The 18455-nt window shown below is 40.5% G+C and carries 9 protein-coding genes; 2 read left to right on the plus strand and 7 right to left on the minus strand.

Features of this window, described 5'->3' with window-relative positions; all coding sequences use genetic code 11:
* Window positions 1-112: 112 nt before the first annotated feature.
* The 3 genes from NIES208_RS04460 to tal form a co-directional block, all read right to left on the minus strand.
* A complete protein-coding gene (locus NIES208_RS04460; RefSeq protein ID WP_075890138.1) occupies window positions 113-430 on the minus strand; it encodes an antibiotic biosynthesis monooxygenase family protein in 318 nt (105 codons plus the stop codon).
* A 20-nt stretch (window positions 431-450) separates the two neighbouring features.
* A complete protein-coding gene (gene zwf, locus NIES208_RS04465) occupies window positions 451-1980 on the minus strand; it encodes a glucose-6-phosphate dehydrogenase (protein ID WP_075890140.1) in 1530 nt (509 codons plus the stop codon).
* A 161-nt stretch (window positions 1981-2141) separates the two neighbouring features.
* A complete protein-coding gene (tal, locus tag NIES208_RS04470) occupies window positions 2142-3290 on the minus strand; it encodes a transaldolase (RefSeq protein ID WP_075890142.1) in 1149 nt (382 codons plus the stop codon).
* A gap of 920 nt (window positions 3291-4210) precedes the next feature.
* Between tal and NIES208_RS04475 the strand changes: the two genes are divergently transcribed.
* Together NIES208_RS04475 and NIES208_RS04480 are read left to right on the plus strand one after the other, a co-directional pair.
* Window positions 4211-6394 carry a ShlB/FhaC/HecB family hemolysin secretion/activation protein gene (locus NIES208_RS04475; RefSeq protein WP_171971715.1) on the plus strand — a complete coding sequence of 728 codons (2184 nt, stop codon included), beginning with the start codon at window positions 4211-4213 and terminating at the stop codon, window positions 6392-6394.
* A gap of 46 nt (window positions 6395-6440) precedes the next feature.
* The gene (locus NIES208_RS04480) at window positions 6441-12092 is read left to right on the plus strand and encodes a CHAT domain-containing protein (RefSeq protein ID WP_075890146.1); all 5652 of its coding nucleotides are present in this window, start codon (window positions 6441-6443) and stop codon (window positions 12090-12092) included.
* Window positions 12093-12149: 57 nt separating this feature from the next.
* Here NIES208_RS04480 and NIES208_RS04485 read toward each other — a convergent pair whose 3' ends face one another.
* The 4 genes from NIES208_RS04485 to NIES208_RS04500 form a co-directional block, all read right to left on the minus strand.
* A complete protein-coding gene (locus tag NIES208_RS04485) occupies window positions 12150-12821 on the minus strand; it encodes a hypothetical protein (RefSeq protein ID WP_075890148.1) in 672 nt (223 codons plus the stop codon).
* 25 nt (window positions 12822-12846) lie between these two features.
* Window positions 12847-15540 carry a CHASE2 domain-containing protein gene (locus NIES208_RS04490; RefSeq protein ID WP_075890150.1) on the minus strand — a complete coding sequence of 898 codons (2694 nt, stop codon included), beginning with the start codon at window positions 15538-15540 and terminating at the stop codon, window positions 12847-12849.
* Between the two features lie 41 nt (window positions 15541-15581).
* A complete protein-coding gene (locus tag NIES208_RS04495; RefSeq protein WP_171971716.1) occupies window positions 15582-16826 on the minus strand; it encodes a DUF1822 family protein in 1245 nt (414 codons plus the stop codon).
* A 148-nt stretch (window positions 16827-16974) separates the two neighbouring features.
* Window positions 16975-18390 (minus strand): hypothetical protein, encoded by a 1416-nt coding sequence (locus NIES208_RS04500; RefSeq protein ID WP_075890154.1) that lies wholly within the window; start codon window positions 18388-18390, stop codon window positions 16975-16977.
* Between the last annotated feature and the right edge of the window lie 65 nt (window positions 18391-18455).

Genomic DNA, 18455 nt, shown 5'->3' on the forward strand with positions numbered 1-18455 from the left:
GATTTGTGAAGTTCGAGCGAAACAAACAAAACCTTTTGAAAAATCCCCCACTTTTGAACCCAAAGATTTGTGTACTAATCTTGCTAGCCTTAGCGATAAAAGCCATATGAACCTAATTTTGCCCCTGAGGACGTAAAGGCTCAGTCGAAATGTAATGTTCAACAGTACAAGACGAAATATAGCGATTCATGCCTGCAGGGATCGATGCCGTCTCAAAATCATCACCGACAAACGCTTGTAAAGACTGTTTATTTTCCCAGAGCGAAATCATCGCATAGGTGTTAGATGTCTTATGGAGAGGCTTTGTCACCTGACAAGAGACACAACCCCTTTGACTCAGCACTAATTTCACTGACATGAGAGCGGGACCTTTTTCAAATTCCTCCTTCAGTTCGTGGAAGATTTGTGCCCTGAGAATCCTTAAAATCATTACAACCTTATCCGATCAAGCTAGAGTCTGCGCCAACGGCGACCATCACGGTTGATCAAAAATTCAGCTTCCGTAGGCTCCCAAGTACCAGCTTCATATTGAGGCACATTACTCGGATCAGAAGGAGCATCCCACGCTGCAAGGGCAGGGGTTACGACGCGCCACGCCTCTTCTACCTCGTCCGCACGGGTGAACAACGTTTGGTCTCCGACCATGCAATCTAATAGTAGACGCGTATAAGCATCTTGGGTCGCCATCCCAAAGGAAGATCCATAGCTAAAGTCCATATCCACACTGCGGGTACGAATATCAGCACCGGGCATTTTAGCTTCAAAGCGCATTGAAATCCCTTCATTGGGCTGAATTCTTAAGGTCAGCACATTCGGATTTGCCTGCTTCGCAGCGGAGGGAAAAATGGCTAGAGGCACATGACGGAACTGGATTGCAATTTCTGAAACTTTCTTCGGTAAACGCTTACCAGTCCGGAGGTAGAACGGCACACCCTGCCAGCGCCAGTTATCGACCACGAGCTTCATGGCGACAAAAGTGGGGGTTGTAGACTCTGGATTTACGCCGGGTTCTTCGCGATAGCCTTGCACCGGTTTACCTTTCATCCAACCGGCACTGTACTGGCCACGAATGGCTGATTTATCGAGATTGTTAATATCAGCGAGGTGGGTCGCCTGGAGTACCTTGGTTTTTTCGCTACGGATACTATCGGCATTAAGGGCATTCGGCGCTTCCATTGCCGTGAGACAAAACAGTTGCATCAGGTGATTTTGCAACATATCTCGCAGAGCGCCGGAGGTTTCGTAATAGCCGGCACGGTCTTCGACACCGACAGTTTCTGCCACGGTTATTTGTACGTGATCTACAAACTGGCGGTTCCATAGGGGTTCAAAGATGGCATTGGCAAAGCGGAAAACTAAAAGGTTTTGGACGGTTTCTTTACCGAGGTAATGGTCAATGCGGTAAACCTGTTCTTCGCGACAAACGTTTTTCACAACGTTATTTAAAACTTGGGCTGAGCTGAGGTCTTTACCGAAGGGTTTTTCGATGACGAGACGTTGTTTAACTGGATCGGTCAGCATGCCTGCGGCACCGAGATTCTTGATGCCGAGGGAGAAGAATTTCGGGGAAACGGCAAGGTAGAAAACACGATTCCCCCTTGTGCCTCGTTTCCCGTCTAGTTCGTCTAGAAAGGCTTTTAGTTTGTGGTAGCTTTCTTCTTGATCCATGTTGCCGGAACAATAGAAAAGTCCTTCGGCAAAGTTTTCCCAAAGTTCTTCGCTGCCGAGGCCGTCGGAAAATTCTTCAATGCCTTCGCGCATCTGCTCGCGGAAATATTCATGGCTCCAGTCGCGGCGGGCAACGCCCACAATGGTGATCTCGGGGGGGAGGAGATTGTCTTTTCTAAGGGCGTACAGGGAAGGGACAAGTTTACGTTTTGTCAGGTCGCCGGATGCACCAAAAATCACCATGATCAGGGGATCGGGTGTGCGTTCTTGGCGAAGTCCAACTCTGAGGGGATTTTCTTGGAGGGTAACCATGTTTTAGTTTTCAGGTATCAGCGATCAGGTATCAGTTTTCAGGTATCAGTTTTCAGGTATCAGTGATCAGGTATCAGTTATGGGGTGCTTGTGGAGTTAAGACATCAGATATCAAGGGGGTGGCTTAAGTGATATCTGGTGTCTGGTCACTGGTATCTGAATCAGACGGTTGCAAGTTGTTTTACTTTGGCTTCGAGGGAGTCCATGAGGGACTCAAAAGGCTTAATGAATTTTTCAATGCCTTCTTTGAGGAGCTGATCCATGACTGCATCAATGTTAATGCCGACATTGTCATGGTTGAGGGCGGCCATGATCTGTTTTGCTTGTTCAATATTGGCATCGATACGGTTGGCTGGGTCACAGTGATCGGCGCAGGCTTCGATGGTGTTGGGAGGTAGGGTATTAACGGTATTGGCACCGACGAGTTCGTCGACATACATGACATCGCTGTATTCGGGATTTTTGGTGCTTGTGCTTGCCCAGAGGAGGCGTTGGGGTTGTGCGCCTTTTTCGGCTAGGGCTTTCCAACGATCGCCGCTAAAGATTTCGAGGTAGTGTTGATAGGCGATTTTTGCGTTGGCGATCGCCACCTTACCCTTAAGGGAAATCAACTTTGCGGCAGTATCTTGATCGACACCGGATTTGATTTTTGCATCGAGCTGATCGTCAATGTTTACGTCAATACGGCTTAGGAAAAAACTCGCGACAGAAGCAATTTTGCTAATATCTTCACCAGCTTCAGCACGCTTTTCAAGGCCACGAATATAAGCCCAAGCGGTATCAATATAAGCCTGCACTGAGAAGAGAAGAGTCACATTAACATTAATGCCTTCGGAGATGGCCGTTTCCACCGCTGGCAAACCCTCTGGTGTACCGGGAATCTTGATCATGACATTGGGACGACCAATGGTTGCAAAATAACGGCGCGCCTCACTGATTGTGGTGTCAGTATCGTTAGCAATGGTAGGGGGCACTTCAATGCTGACATAGCCATCTAGCGCATTACTGGCTTCGTAGACCCCAGAGAAAATATCGCAGGCATTACTAATATCTTCAAAAACTAAAGATTCGTAAATCTCATGGGTAGACTTGCCAGCCTCAATACCAGCTTTAATCGCCTCGTCGTAAATCTTATTGCCGGCGATCGCCTTCTCGAAAATAGCAGGGTTAGACGTAATACCGTGAACACCACGACTGTCGATTAATTCTGCCAATTCCCCAGACTCGATCAAATCCCGACTGAGGTTGTCCATCCAGATACTTTGACCGTATTTACTTTCGATTTCAAGGATTGGGTTAGCGGTAGTCATAGATATTCTCCGTACATTTACTGGCATCACGAAGGAACATCTGCGAAACCTTGTTACGAGTGCGAATCCCTTCACCTGCCTTACCCATCAATTTACAAGATCTTTTTCGAAATTGCTCTTGATTGTTTACGAAGCATTTACTTTCTAAAAAAATCGTGACTTCCTAAATGAATATATCGTATTTTTTTGTCCGGAAAACCTCACTTTAACTTGTGTGGAAGCCCCCACCACCATCCCCTGTAAAATCCGTCAATCTCTTGCTAAGGAGTCATCCCAGCATCTCTGCCCATAGATAGAAATCTGTCCTTCAAGGGGAATAAAAGCTAATTTTTAGATTTCCATAAGATTTCTCCGAAGCTTTTAGTAACTTCTTTTTTCTTTATGAAAATACGCTACAGAATATTGCTTTTCATGAGCCTTAATCGAATTTCTTGTTGCATCTAGAACAAGACTCCAGTTTAGTGTTCTATATGACAGTTTTCCACGACCTTCATAGGAGGCTCTAGGCCATAATTTACTAGAATATTTATTAGCCATTTTAATATTCACTTAAGCTGTCACACTGGCGCTTTTATTTTTTCGGAAAAAGCTTCAAACTTTAGTTCGTTTTTTTTACAAAGCAATAGGCGATCGCCTTACGGAAAAAAGATTTGGCGTTTTTTGCAGCAGTATAAGAGCTATTTTTTCTCGTTTAATCCCCCAACTCAAACAAATCATAAAAGTAATATCTCCTTATTTTTACTTCACAAAGAAGGGGCTTTTCTTGCGTCTTTTGTTGTTTGCATAAATTTCCCGAAGAAAGTGATTAAAAAACTCATTCTTATGGGAAAGTTGCATTAAATCAAAGTTAGATGCGCGCTGGGTATTCAAGACGAACTATGTCTTTGCCGATTTCTCAATATTTTCGATTCACAGTTTTCATGGTTTGTCTATTAGGTTTTCGGGGCAGCTACAGCGTTGTTCAAGCACAACCTAAAGATCATCTATACGGTTACGAGCAATTCACTATCCCCTCCAAGACAGGCACGACAACCCTCCAACCAAGATCTAATGAGCAGGGGCAGAAGGTAGAAACGGATGACTTGACCAATATTCAAGGAGATACAGCGATCGCCTCAAATCTCGTTATGGAATTCACTTTGCCTGCAAAGAGTTCCTCGGAGCGGTTTACTCAACCCCGTGACATGCAGCAACAAGCAGAAGAAAATGTGGCGATCGCCCAAGATATTACACCGGAGGAAACACAACAGGTTATTTTTCAGTTTGATTTTGAGGGCAATAAGGAACTGGCAGTCAATCAAAAGATTTTGCGTAATTTAACTTCAGACAATTTAAACCAGAATTTAAATGATGCTTCGACAGAACCAGATAATTTTTTTCAAACCATAGAAATAGCTGGCAGAAATTTTTTAGCTGCAGAATTACCAGTACGTATCTTTGAAGAAAATAATGGTAGTACTTGCAAAGTTGAAGGAAAGCCAGAGCCTCTTCCTGTGGCAGCTTTAGAAAAAGCCAAAGCTGTTATTCAGAGGCAGTATTTTAACGAAGGTTATTTGCTCAATTTTGTTAACTGCTTCACGATTGGAGCTTTTGAGCCGTTGCAAGAATTTGGGAATGTATTTTCTGATGCCAAAAGAATTGTTATTAACGTCAATACCAGAACAATCGATAGAATTTCCTATCGCATTACAGAGGATAAAAAGAATGCGGAAAAAGATACTTCAGAAATTATTATCGATACATCAGAGAAGAAACCAATATTTTGTAATTCGTTAAATGAACTATCTTCATCGGCAGAAAATAAAGCTGAGACAGAAAGTGATTTGAATACTCAAACTGAAGAAACTATCTTTTTAAAAGAGAAGGTGTTGTGCGATCGCCTGCGGTCTATTTTAGGTAGAGAAGGCGACATTATTCATTATCGTGAAATTGAGGATAATCTAGCCTATTGGAAAACCAACCCTCTCATTGACAATATTGAAGTTTATCTAAGTGAGTCAGAAAATACAGAGAATGCCTACGATTTAAATATCGTCATTGATCCAGAGGAAGAGGAACAATTATTACTGGGTTTAGATAATTCTTCGCCGGAGAGTGTGGGTGATGAGAAGTTTTCTATTGCTTATGTTCATAACAATCCAGAAAAGGTGGGCGATCGCTTTATTTTGGGTTATACCGGCACAACAAGTGGTGGGATTCGGGCGGTTAACTTTGGTTATGAAATTCCGTTAGGCGTAACGGACAAATATTTAGCTTTCAACTTTGCACCGAGTTGGACAAAGGTAACCCAAAGACCATTTAGCAAATTCGATATTACGGCTCGCTCACAGTTAGCTTCGGTAGAGTATCGTCATCCTCTCATTCGGAGTTTGGAAGAGGAATTGTCTTTCAGTTTGGGGTTTGAATATCAGAATGGTCGCACGTTTATTTTTAATGATATTCCAACGGCTTTTGGCAATGGCTCTAATGATGACGGGATAACGCGCACCAGTTATTTTACTTTTGGGCAACGGTACGCAAGGCGATCGCCGAATGGAGCATGGGCAATTGATTCTAAGTTTACCTTTGGCACAGATTTGTTTGGGGCAACGGCAGGCCGTTGGAATGAACCGGGGGGCATTTTTAATAGCTGGAAACTCTTTGGGCAGCGCATCCAGAAACTGGGTAAAGACCACAAGTTGGTAATCGAGGCACAGTTACAGTTAAGCCCCAAAACATTGCCTTCTTCCTATCAGTTTTCTATTGGTGGACCAAACACGGTTCGAGGTTATCGTTCTAATGCTCGGACTGCTGATAATGGTTTTCGTTTTTCGATTGAGGATTACATCGTTTTAGACCGAGATGAATCGGGTGTTTCCCACACTGAAATTATCCCTTTTATTGACCTAGGTTATGTGTGGAATAATCCAGATACAAGTAATGGCTTGCTCGACCAAACATTCTTGCTTAGTGCAGGCATTGGTTTTCAGTGGTATAAACTTTTTGGCTTTGATGATCTGACGGCTCGTCTGGATATTGCCTATCCTTTTTTTAATATCGATGATCGTGGTCAAGCTCTACAGGATGATGGCATTTATTTCTCGATAAATTACAACCTTTTCTGATCTTTTTGATCCCCCGCTTTTTATTAATTTTCTCTAACTCCAGTCAATGTCTACTAAGTCTTTTATTTCTAGTTCTGTTCTTTATACAACGGTGGCGATCGCCTCCCTTGGCTCTCCTGTCTTAGCGCAAAATATTATTCCGAGTGCTGAGACTAATACATTAGTTAATCAAAACAATAATCTCTACACGATTACCGGGGGAGTTGTTACGCCGGATAATTTTAATGGTTTCCATAAGTTTGATATTTTCAATTTAGATAGTGGTGAAATCGCGAACTTTTTGACACAGCAAGATCTCCGAAATTTGTTTATTGGGGTGAATGGCGGTGATCCTTCAATTATTAATGGTCTGATCGAGCTGACGGGTAGCAATGCAAATTTTATTTTTGCGAATCCAGCGGGTATTGTCTTTGGTCAAGGGGCTTCCTTTAATTTGCCTGCGGATCTGACAGTCACCACAGCGAATCGTATTGGTTTTGGGGAAGATAATTGGTTTGATGTTTTAGGGGCAAATGATTATTCAGCTCTACTGGGAGATCCAACAGGTTTTGCGTTTGATGCGCTGGAGCCTTCGGCAATTCTCAATGAAGGAGATATCAATTTAGAGAATGGGAATTTATCTTTCTATGGTGGCGGCGTTGCTCACACTGGCAGCATTAAAGCAGGGAAAGTAACAATTCAGTCGGTAGATGGTCAAACGACAGCGAGGTTTTTACCAGAAGGTAGTCTTATTGGAATTGAAGTTGATATCACACCAGAAGACCCCGCAGCTCTCTCTACTTCTAACCTTCCTGAACTTGAGCAAAATAAATCCACGAATCAAGCAGCATTACCGCAAATAAATTCAGGAGATGTGGATTTTAATACCATTATTTCCGGCGATCTTGATACTTCATCTAGCACTGAAATTGGTGGTGATATTAAAGTTTTAGGAAAAGCAGTATTACTTAGTGAAAATGCCAGTATTGATGCTTCAGGCGAACTTGGTGGAGGAGATATAAATATCGGTGGTAGCTATCAAGGCAAAGGTAATTTAGAAAATTCTCAATTTACCCTTGTCGAAAAAAATGTTGCTATTAATGCAGATGCTTTAACTTCTGGAGATGGTGGAGACATTATTATTTGGGCAGACAACAAAACTGATTTTCTAGGAACTTTAAGTAGTCGAGGTGGTGAAGTTTCTGGTGATGGTGGATTTGCAGAAATCTCTGGTAAAAATAGTTTAGTTTATAGGGGAGATGTTGACCTATCCGCAAACAACGGAGAATTTGGAACACTTTTATTTGATCCTGTAAATATTACGATTGAAAATGGTAGTGGCACTAATACGGACTCTACTTTTTTTGAGGAAAATTTGGAAGCTCTAGATGGCAATATGGACGTTGTACTAACTGCAACTAACAACATCACGCTTCAAGACCTAACAGATAATGTTTTAGACTTTGCAACAGGCTCCGGAACGATCACTATTACCGCTGATGCTGATGAGGATGGCACTGGCAGCTTCATTTTTGAGAGTTCTGTATTGTTTGAAAACGGTTTACTTGACGACGAATTCCAAGACAAAATTCGTGCTCCCGAACGCAATGTAATCATAAATGCCGCAGATACAAACATTGGTCAAATTGATACTAGTGGTCAGGATTTTGCTGGTGATGTGTCGATCACCACATCTGGCGACTTAACCTTAAGCCGTAATATTGCAGCGTTTGCTGAGACCGATGAAAGCAACATGAATAGGCAAGCTGGTGGAACAGTCACGTTGATATCAGCAGGTGATATCGAATTTACAGGATGTGGCACAAGTTCTAACGCAGAGGGTGCAACAACAGGTGTTTGTATTGAAACATTTGGTGGAGATATCAATCTTACTAGTGGTAGAGATATTTCTGTCACTAAAGGTTTTTTAAATGCCGGAATTAGACAACCGGGCATTGCTCCTGGCAATATTTCTGTTATTGCAACGCGGAATATCGTACTGTCGGATGTCACCAGTGGAATTGAATATGAAGATAATTTTGTTGGAACACAATCCACAGAAAATGCTGGAAATATCTTGATAAGAAGTGTAGAAGGTTCAGTTTCACTTGATGCAAATTCCGACACTAATAGTACAGGACAAATATTTGTTTCCTCTGAAAATGGAAGTGGTGGACAGATTACAGTCGAGGCAGCAGAAGGTATAAGTATTGATGCACACATTCGGACTGAAGCTGGTCAAAATAATGGTATTTCCGGCGGCTCAGTTATGTTAACTACCACTAATGGAAATTTGTCTATTCAAAACATTTCTTCGATTGGTTTTAATGCTGGCAATATCACGCTAGATGCTGGTGGAAATATTAGTACAGGAACCCTTGCTGCAGAACCAACAGAAGGCAATGCTGGACAAATTTCTGTAGATGCTGGTGGAACCTTAACAATTAGTACCGATGCTCTAGATTTTACTGGTCTAACAAATCCGCCTTTTTCAGGTGCTGTTGCAGCTTTTTCCGCGAATACCCCCGGCAATATTAGCTTGACATCAGGGGGAGATATGACAATTGAATGCCCTTTTTATTGCCTACGTGTTGATTCTGAAGTAGAAGCCTTAGGCACTCTAGGTGATATTGAAATAGGCTCTATTGTTTTAGATTCAGGCGGAACAATTGATTTAATAAATACGTACTCTGGCGAAATTTCTGATAATACCGAAGAATTAGTACTATTTGTTGACGCGTCAAACGAAAGGGGTAATGGCGGAACGATTGATATCACTAGCAGAGGAAATATTAAAGCTGGCTCTATGTCTGTTTCTGGCTCAGGTGCAGGTTCGAGTGCAGGCAATATTTCTCTAACTAGTGAAGGTGGGTTCGTTGATCTTAGAGAAACAGTCACCTTAGATAACGGAGAAATCAGAAAATCAGTAGTCGCAGGGCGTGTATTAGGAGATCAAACAGTCTCAGTCAATGGTGGCACTTTCAACGTCACCGCGTTTGACAAGATTTTTACTAGTAACCTACGTTTCTGGAGTAGTGGCAATGGCGGCAATATCATCTTAACCAGCACCCATGGCGGAACAGTTGATATTACCGAAGGTAATTTAGAACTTTTCACGGCAGGTAATAATGATGCTGGAACTGCACTCATTAGCACTGATGGCGCGATAAATCTGGGTGCTATTGATGCAACTTCCGTTTCAGGGAATGGTGGCAATTTAACCTTTAACAGTAATGATGTTAATTTTCTAGGCAATGTCAGAACTGCTGGTGTGCTTCAGATTGAGAGCGAAGGTGATACCGTTCTTTCATCTGACTCAAATGTTGAATTTGAGCTTGATACATTGAGGCTCTCTAGTAATTCAGGAAATGCTCGCCTTGATAGTAATTTGGTTGTTAATAATGGCAATGTCGATATTTCGGCAGAGTTAGATATTGATCTAGCGGGTAATATTACGACCAATGGCGGCAATATCAATCTACAAAGCAATAACGGCAATATCACTACCCAAAACCTTGATGCCTCAAACGCAGGCGGAGTGGGCGGTGATGTTTCTCTAAATGCCCTCGGCAACCCCGAAACCGTTATTGAAACAGGCAATATCAACACTAGCGGCGATACAGGCGGCAATATCGAAATCTTTGCAGTTGAGCGTATCTCAGCAGGTCAAATCATTTCACGAGGTATCATCGGGGACGGCGGCAATGTCACCATTGACCCGAATAGCGTTGATATAGTTTTCATTGATGCCCAAGGCGGGGGGATTGGCTCTGGCGGAACCGTTGATATCACCGTCACAGGTCTTTTCCAAGCAACAGGCGCATTCGTTGACGACACAGGTCTTTTATCGAGCATTTCAACTTTCGGTGGCGCAGGTAGTGGCCCTATCACCATTCGGCATGACGGCGGTGATCTTTTTATTCCATTTATTGTTGGCGATCCCTCTATCAACGGCACACTGGGCGCATTAAACTCCGGCGACTTTACTATCGATACATTTCGCGTGTTTCCCGGATCCTTTTTCCTCGGCAATATCAGCATTATCACCAGCGATCGCTTTCCTGATGCCTTAGACAATGCTATTGATGACACCCTCCCGAAAATTCAAGAAGAAGTTGAAGCCAAAGACAAAGGTTTTTTTATTGATGAATTCTTCACCCGTCAATTTGAAAGCTACTTTACTGGAGACCCTTTAGCAGACGATATCCGCATTAAAAGTATTAATGAGATTCAAGATACTCTGGGTTACATAGAAAGTACAACAGGTGTGAAGCCAATTTTGGTATATGGACTTTTCCAACCTCGTTCTGTGACTAGAAGTTGCGTCGATAGCCAAGAAATCAACTTAGAAAATGAAAAAAACTTTGTCCCCAGTGATGATAACTTATACGGTCAATTAGCAAATGACCAAGGAGAATCATGCTTTGTCAATCCTAGAAAATTCCCCCCTAAAGACGAAGATATTCTCACGCTGGTTACAGTCACAGACAATAAAGAAATAAGCTTTTCAATTGTGCCGAATGCAACTAGACGAAGTGTTTGGGAAGAAGCCAAAAAATTCAGAAGATCAGTCACTCAAGATCCTTTAGATCGCTTTGATCGCAATAAGTTTCAAGAATATTCCAGTCAATTTTACAAATGGTTGATTGACTCTTTACCTCTGGAAGAAATAGAAAAAGCATCGGATGATGAGCAACTTAGAAATTTAACTTTTATTTTGGATGATGTACTTCGGAGTATTCCTTTGGCTGCACTGGGATCTACAAAGAACTGCAACTTAGATAATCCAAACTCCATTGAATGTCCTTTCGAATACATCATTAATGACTACAGCGTGGGATTAATGCCTAGTATGAGCTTAACAGAAACAGACTATCAACCATTAGTTGATTTTAATATGAGACTTGCAGGAGCCTCTCAATTCAAAGATGAAAAAAATTTAGAGTTTGTTACTAGGGATATAAAGGAAATAGCAAATATTTGGAGTGAAGTTAGCGAAGATACACAGCTAGATTTTCGTGGTCTTCAAGAACATAACTTCAATATTGAGAACGTGCGTAAGCGGCAGTTAGACAACCCCTATGGAATTGTTCATCTGGCAACTCATGGCAAGTTTGACTCGAAAGATAACACTTACATACTATTCAAGCAAATGGTTGATAATCCAGATGATTTCCGCAATTTAGAAGAAATTCCAGATGACTACCTAAGGCTTCTCGATGATACAAATACAGAATGGGAGGTAAGAGATATGGGTTGGGGTAATGTAAATTTACTAGTTTTGAGTGCTTGTGAGACGGCTATAGATTTCAGTCAAGAAAATGGCAATCTAGTTGCAAACCGGGAAACCGAACTAGGCTTCGCTGGTTTTGCTCATCGTGCTGAAACGAATAGCGTGTTAGGAAGTTTATGGAAGATTGAAGACCGTACGACAGGAGCTGTAATGGCTCGCTTTTATAGTGAGTTTATCGAAGCCAAAGCTGCTGAAGAAACGATTATTAAAGCGGAAGCACTTCGACGCGCTCAGTTGAGTATGTTAAACAAAAAAGTTTACATGGAGCAAGGGCATATAATCTGGGAGAAAGATGGGCAAAACACTACTTTATTAAGTCATCCGTCCGATGATAACGCAGATATTGACACCCTTAACTCCACTGTATATGACCTAACAGATCCGCATTATTGGTCTCCTTACACGATGGTTGGCAGTCCATGGTAAAGGGAAGGATAGATAGGCATTGATAGTATGGATATTGAGATATAGACAGTGCGAAACTTAATCTTCGCAAAAAAGCTGCCTTGCTTGATCAATTTCTTGCTTCCATACGGAGAAATCTTCTTTCATAATTAAGTATCTAAGAGCAACAGTATTTGCATCCCAAAAATCTCCACGCTCATAGAAACCATCAAATAATCTATGGGCTTCTTCCAAACTATTTGGAATACGATCATAGGTCTCGTCTGTTTCTTGTTTCACTGCAAATATATGGGAGTCCATTTCTACTACTGACTCTCCATCATTACCAAGTAACTGAACTCTAAGTTCATACTCTCCATTCGTTAACTCTCCATATTTCACAGGATCATATATGAAGAAACGTTGAGCTAGAATTTTTTCGTCTTTGATCTTTAGAATCTCTCGTTCTTCGCCCAAGCTGTATATCACAAGTGATTCAGGGATGGTTGACCAGCGAAAAATAGGAGCTGAACTATGTGTCATTGCAGATTTTTTACGGGGAAAAATAAAGCAAAATTCTTCCCCTCTTGTTCCATCGCCCTTGAATTTGTCAATGATTTTTCTGACTAGCCCAGTTACAGAGTCTCCTTTTGTTGCAGCAACTTTAGTGGCAACTTGTAGACTATCTATTTGCTGCTGTTCTTGTGCGAGAGCACTAGTAGTCGAATAGATTAGCAAATATCCTGCTATTAATAAAACTGTCTTAAACATATGAATTGAGTTATGAATATTATTTTTATGAATTGATATTTTTCTTGCTACTCGCAATAATATAATACTGAATTACACTAAATGGAAGAAACATTGGGATGGAAATACCGAGAAAGAAAACGCCATAGTTGATGATACCTAGACCTATTAGCCCAAAGGACAGTTTTTTTCCTATAATCTTTCTTTGATCAATTCCTAAAGACACCAAATATATGGATAAAAGTTTTGCTACTGTAATTCCACCAGTAGTTGTCCATAAAAAAGAGGCTTGACGCAAGTTTTTCCCATAGAGGTAGTGATGAATCATGTAAGCTTGCATTTCCCCAACAGTTAGCCTATCTTCACATTTTGATGATCCTAATCTTCTTCCCAGTGAACACCAATATTCCTTAGCAAGTGGCAAAGTATAATTTTCTTCGTTGGCCTCTTCGTAGCTTCCTGGAGCTAAAATTACGAAGCGGTTTTGTAGCTTTTGTTTGAGAGTAGCATTGCTTGTATCACTTGCTAATAAATCAGCAGCTGAAATTTTCTCGTAAACATATTGAGGAGGAACAGTATAATCAATTAATGAAATAGGAAATAATTCACGTTGAAGAGCATGGAATAAATCTTTGGATGTAGCGAAAATCTTATTAAACCCAATCTCATTGGGTTGAGATTTTATAATATCAAATTGCCCAGCAATACGACTAGAAAAGTCACTAGATTTGATTTTATTAGTTATGGTTAGCTTAAATTCACTGATGCCAAGCTCATCTGTAGATAATTCAGCGACATTATGTTCTCTCGCACTCTTCAACATGAGATTGTTCAAAAAAATTTTGTTTTCATCTTGTAATTGTGAAGTCAAGGTATAAAGCTGTGCTGCCTTTAGCGCAAAAGGGCATGCCTCTAAACAATTAATAGTCTCAGGTTTACTAATTTCCCATGGAATGTAAGATATATCTCCTGAAAAGGTGAAATTTGGATTTGCAAACTGCGTAGAGGCTCTATAGTTTTGATTATTTTGAGATGCAAACAATAGCAGCGGCTGATTAGTCAAAATATAATTTTCAATACTACTTGAAAGAATTTCATTGGGATTAATGTCTAGTAAGTAAGCAATACCAACAGTTTTCGCATTAAATTCCGATAACTGATCTATGATCCGTGCAATATACTCTCTATCAATAGGCTGTACTTCAAAGTTTGAATTTTGAGAACGCTCTTGTAGAATTGAATTTTCATCGATGCTAATTATCTGAATACTGGGATCAAGAAGCTTTTCTTGAAGAAAAGGTGCTTTAACACGCGATTGAAAAAACAATCGTAGGTCTTTAGACAAATCTTGTAGAGGCCAAGATAGGCTCAACATTAGTAGCCCAATCCATGCAAAAGATTCTTTTTTACTAGGTTGCAGCTTTTTGACAAATCGCCAAATTGCCATTGAACTAGGAATTTTCCTTAAGTAGAAATCTTGGGCTTCTGGATCTGGATGATAAAAAACTTGTGGCAGTAAATGTGCTGAAGGAAAACTATTCTGCTGATTTTTTTCTAGAAAATAATCCGTAATTTGACGTTTGATTGACTCTACTGATTGATATGCTAAAAGTCCATCGATAAACTGTTTTGTAAATTGTTTCGTGAGGCGATCGCTCACTTTTTCGGTTAAGAAAAATACCTGATGTAAACCATGTTGAATCAAATCACGGGCAATAAATACACCTCGACAACAACCTAAAAAAGCAAACTGTAAACCATTTTTTTTGGCTATAATTAATGATGCGGCAAAATCAGAAGTAGTGCATGAAATTCTCCGGGATATAATTATTTCACCGATTTTTCTTTCATCGTCACCATGACAAATTAGAGCAAGAGCAGTCCAGCCGCGATCATCCTGTAATAAATTATTTAACTTACTTAAAAACTCTTCCTTTCTACTAAACTCTACATCATTTGCATTGAGAAAAAAAACATCGGCTAAACCTTTATTCTCTAGCTGTTTAAAAAGCTTTATTTCCTCTTCAAAATCTAAATCATGGTACTCGCCAACCAACACTAAAAAACGAGGTTTCTTTTCTTGGATTGGTGCTAGAATGCTGTCGCTACTAAGATTATTTTCAGTATGGAAAAAACCAATGAGTTTGGGATTTTCCTTGCTTATATCTTCCGGTAAAATCAACCATTGTGACCATGGTAGTTTACGAAACTCTTTAGAATGTTCACCGCGACACTCAATAAAAATATCAACCCGATCAAATAAAACATCATCACTTCTAACAGCACTATCGGCTACTGCAACTCCAATTTTTTGACGAATAAAGTCTCGAATTACTAAAGTTTTACGGCTCTCAATCCATTGAGAAAAAGTCTGAATAAGATTATTTTCAGACTCAACTAAGTTTGCGAATTTTTGTTCTTTTGAATTTCTACCTCTGCTACGTCTACCTCTTTTAAGGCTTGTGCTTTTTTCCACATTTTCAGAATTGTCACCTTGAGGCAATATGATATTTTGATTTCCTGCAGTATGCTTATAATAAGCTCGATAGGCAATATGCCACTCTTCAAAAGCTATCATTAGCTCTTCCGGGTAATCTAGACGAGTAGATTCACTAATACTGGGATAATGCGCTGTTTTGTCATACGAACGGACAGAAATAGAAACGCTATCATCACGCTCTTCAATGTTTAATTCAAATTTTATTCTTCGTACTTCTAAACTACTATCTGATTCTTTCATTTCTCTAAAATTGCTGAATTAGTAATATTTTTTCTGAGAAATTATTCTCTTTCTTCTCTACAAATCAAATCCTGTTGGCAAGTTAAATCTTCGTAGTAATAAACAATTTTAATGTCGCTGTCTAAATCACGCTCTAATATGAGATCAAAATCTGGTTCTAACTCAGGAATATTATGAATTTCATCAGGAAATGGCGACTGCTGAATCGCTAATGATAGACCTTCTGGTAAATATTTTTTACCGAGTGGGATTAATAACAAACACAAATTTACACCAGCGTCTAATTGTTCCTCGGATTTAGGCCAAGCCACAATAATGTGCTGAAAAGTTAATGAACCAATCTTGATTGCTTCGCTCTGTAACCGACTTCTATTTCCCGGAATTTCACCAATAGCGATTAATTCACGAATTTGTTCCTCTACAAAATCACTGTTCCCATCCATAAAGTCCCCGACAAATTGTCTTGGGGTCAAAGTATTAGATTCTTTATTGTTAATGATTTCTTGGAGCCATTTTCGTAAGTTTATTTTAGGGATAGTAAGTTTAGGTGAAACCAACTTTTTTAGTAAGTCTTCTCTACAATTGCTATTTTCTACGATGTAATTGAGTTCTTCTCCAGTAAATAATTCCGCTAACCAAGCTCTGTCTGAAGAAAGGGTTGTGATTTTTTCTGCTATCGTCCTCGCAGTCACTAATCCACTAGCCGGATACTTAAGACTGGACGGCACAACGACTTTATCAGGATTGACATAACGCACACAGGTATGGAGAGCACTAAAGCTTGGCTCAAGGCTCGCAAGGGGCACGCCATAACTTCTGAGCGTTTCGTCGTAGTCAATGTCTAGTTTTCGCTCTTGGATTTGGTCGTATCTCACAAAACCTAAAATATTTGCTTGAACGGATGTTGTCTCGTCAATATCATTCACATTGGTCTCCTCTTCTCGCAAGCTGACGAAGATGTATAGGTGAGATGCTAGCTTTGGCAAGTCGACGGCGATCGCCGGAATATCAAGAATATCTTCCTCATCGTTTTCGCAGAGAATTACGCAAGTTTTAAAATTACCGAGCTTTACGTCTGTGGTGAAAGGCAAACATAGCAATGGGAACAGATCTTTATTTAAATGCTCTAGTCCTTCCATGGCAATTGGCAGATGATATTGCTCTAGCCAAATTTGTAGGGCATAGACCGCACAGAGTTTGCGTCTAACTTCGTAAACCAATGCAGGATTCACCTTTGCTGGAATTAATAACTCTATTTGCTCAATATGTTTTTGTTTTAGAGTCACTATATTGTTGGTGATTAGTAATTTGTTTTTATTTCTCATTTTGCCGATATTGCCTCTCATTATTTAAATCGTTCTACTAATTAGAAGTTATGCGTATGAACAAGATGATTTTTGATATCTTTTTGCCGAAAAAACTGTCCACTGATTTTTATGAGTAAAGTGAACAAACAAATTGAAAATAAGTGTTTTTCCTGCACTTCTCAGCCGTTTTTCGACTAGATAATAGTTTTCTCGCCGACTCTAGTTCTTCATAAAAAAATTCTTCAATGCAGGCTCTAAGTTCCATAATGCTATCAGGATCATCACTTACATAAAAATCCTTTAATGCCAATGCAACAACCATATCAATACATTGGACATTGGTACGACTGAGACATCCTTTTGGGTCAAATAACCGTGAACAACTTGACTGGTGTCGACCGCCAATCTGATGGGCAATTTCTGTCTGGTTGAGTCCTTGGCAGTAATATAAACAGATGAGCTCCTGAAAGTTGATATTCTGCTTTTGTAGCTTTGCACTAATATTCTGCTCGTGTAGAAGAAAAACTTCTTGGACTGCTTTTTGAATGATTGTTTTTACACCACCTAGTTCGCCTATTGCTTCAGTGACAGCCAATTCAATATTGTGATCAACTTTTGGCTCCACTGCTGCTGTGAGGAGCGCTCTACGGGGTGGAATGTCAAAATAAAGACGGCGAATATCGTTTGCCAACTCTGATAAACAGTTTTCGACTTGAGAAACCTCTAAATCAGATCTGTTAAGGGCTACAGCTAATAAATCCCGCATTCTGCTCCATTGATCTGCCGTTGGGTTGGGATAGGAGTCTCGCAGGTTTGAGCGATGTTTATGTAGCTCAGAGTCATAGATTTGCTGGAAAATCTTGATATGTTGTTGCTCGTGGTCATAAAAAAGTTTGCGATAGCGCTGGGAGACCTTACACAATCGATACCAAGAGGTGTGACGGTCTATTCCCAATGGCTTCATGATTTTGGCGCTAAGAGCCTTTCGCCTCACCCAGCTATCAAGACTGGATGCCGATTCTAGCTTGGGGTTCCAAGTTTCTAGAATCTCGAAGCTTAAGGGTTGGTATGCTTGCGCCTGTTTTTGGCTTTTTACTGATGCAGGCTCGTTTTGACTAATTTTGACTAATTTACGATGTTTGGAATTATCAGATTTTTTAAGAATATACTGATGTTTGAGGTTTATATCCTCAAGAAGTGAGTTTCTGACTGTATCAAGATTAATATCTTCTGGCTTGAGACTTTGATAGCGGTTCACAATAACTTTGGCTGTTGCTTCTAAACGCCAAGAAACGTAGCATCGTAAGGCTGTTGTGGCGATCGCCCGCTGTGACAAGGACTCATCTTTATCCTGAGCCTGTAGCCAAAGAGTTTCATGCCATCGCTTAATATATTTTGTTTTGGGGCAGGCCTCTAATAGCTCAGCTGGAATACATTCATCAATAAAACGTTGTGCTAGTTCACTTGCTAAATAGTTGCGTCGCGTCTCTACCTCTAAAGTAATGGGTAAAATCAGGCGATAGTAGTTCACTGCAAAGTTCATAACTCTGATGGGTCGCTGCTGAAGGGATTTCTCGAGCTGAAATCATTTTCTTCAGTGTGACATCT

The organism is [Limnothrix rosea] IAM M-220, from assembly GCF_001904615.1.
Taxonomy (GTDB): Bacteria; Cyanobacteriota; Cyanobacteriia; order Cyanobacteriales; family MRBY01; genus MRBY01.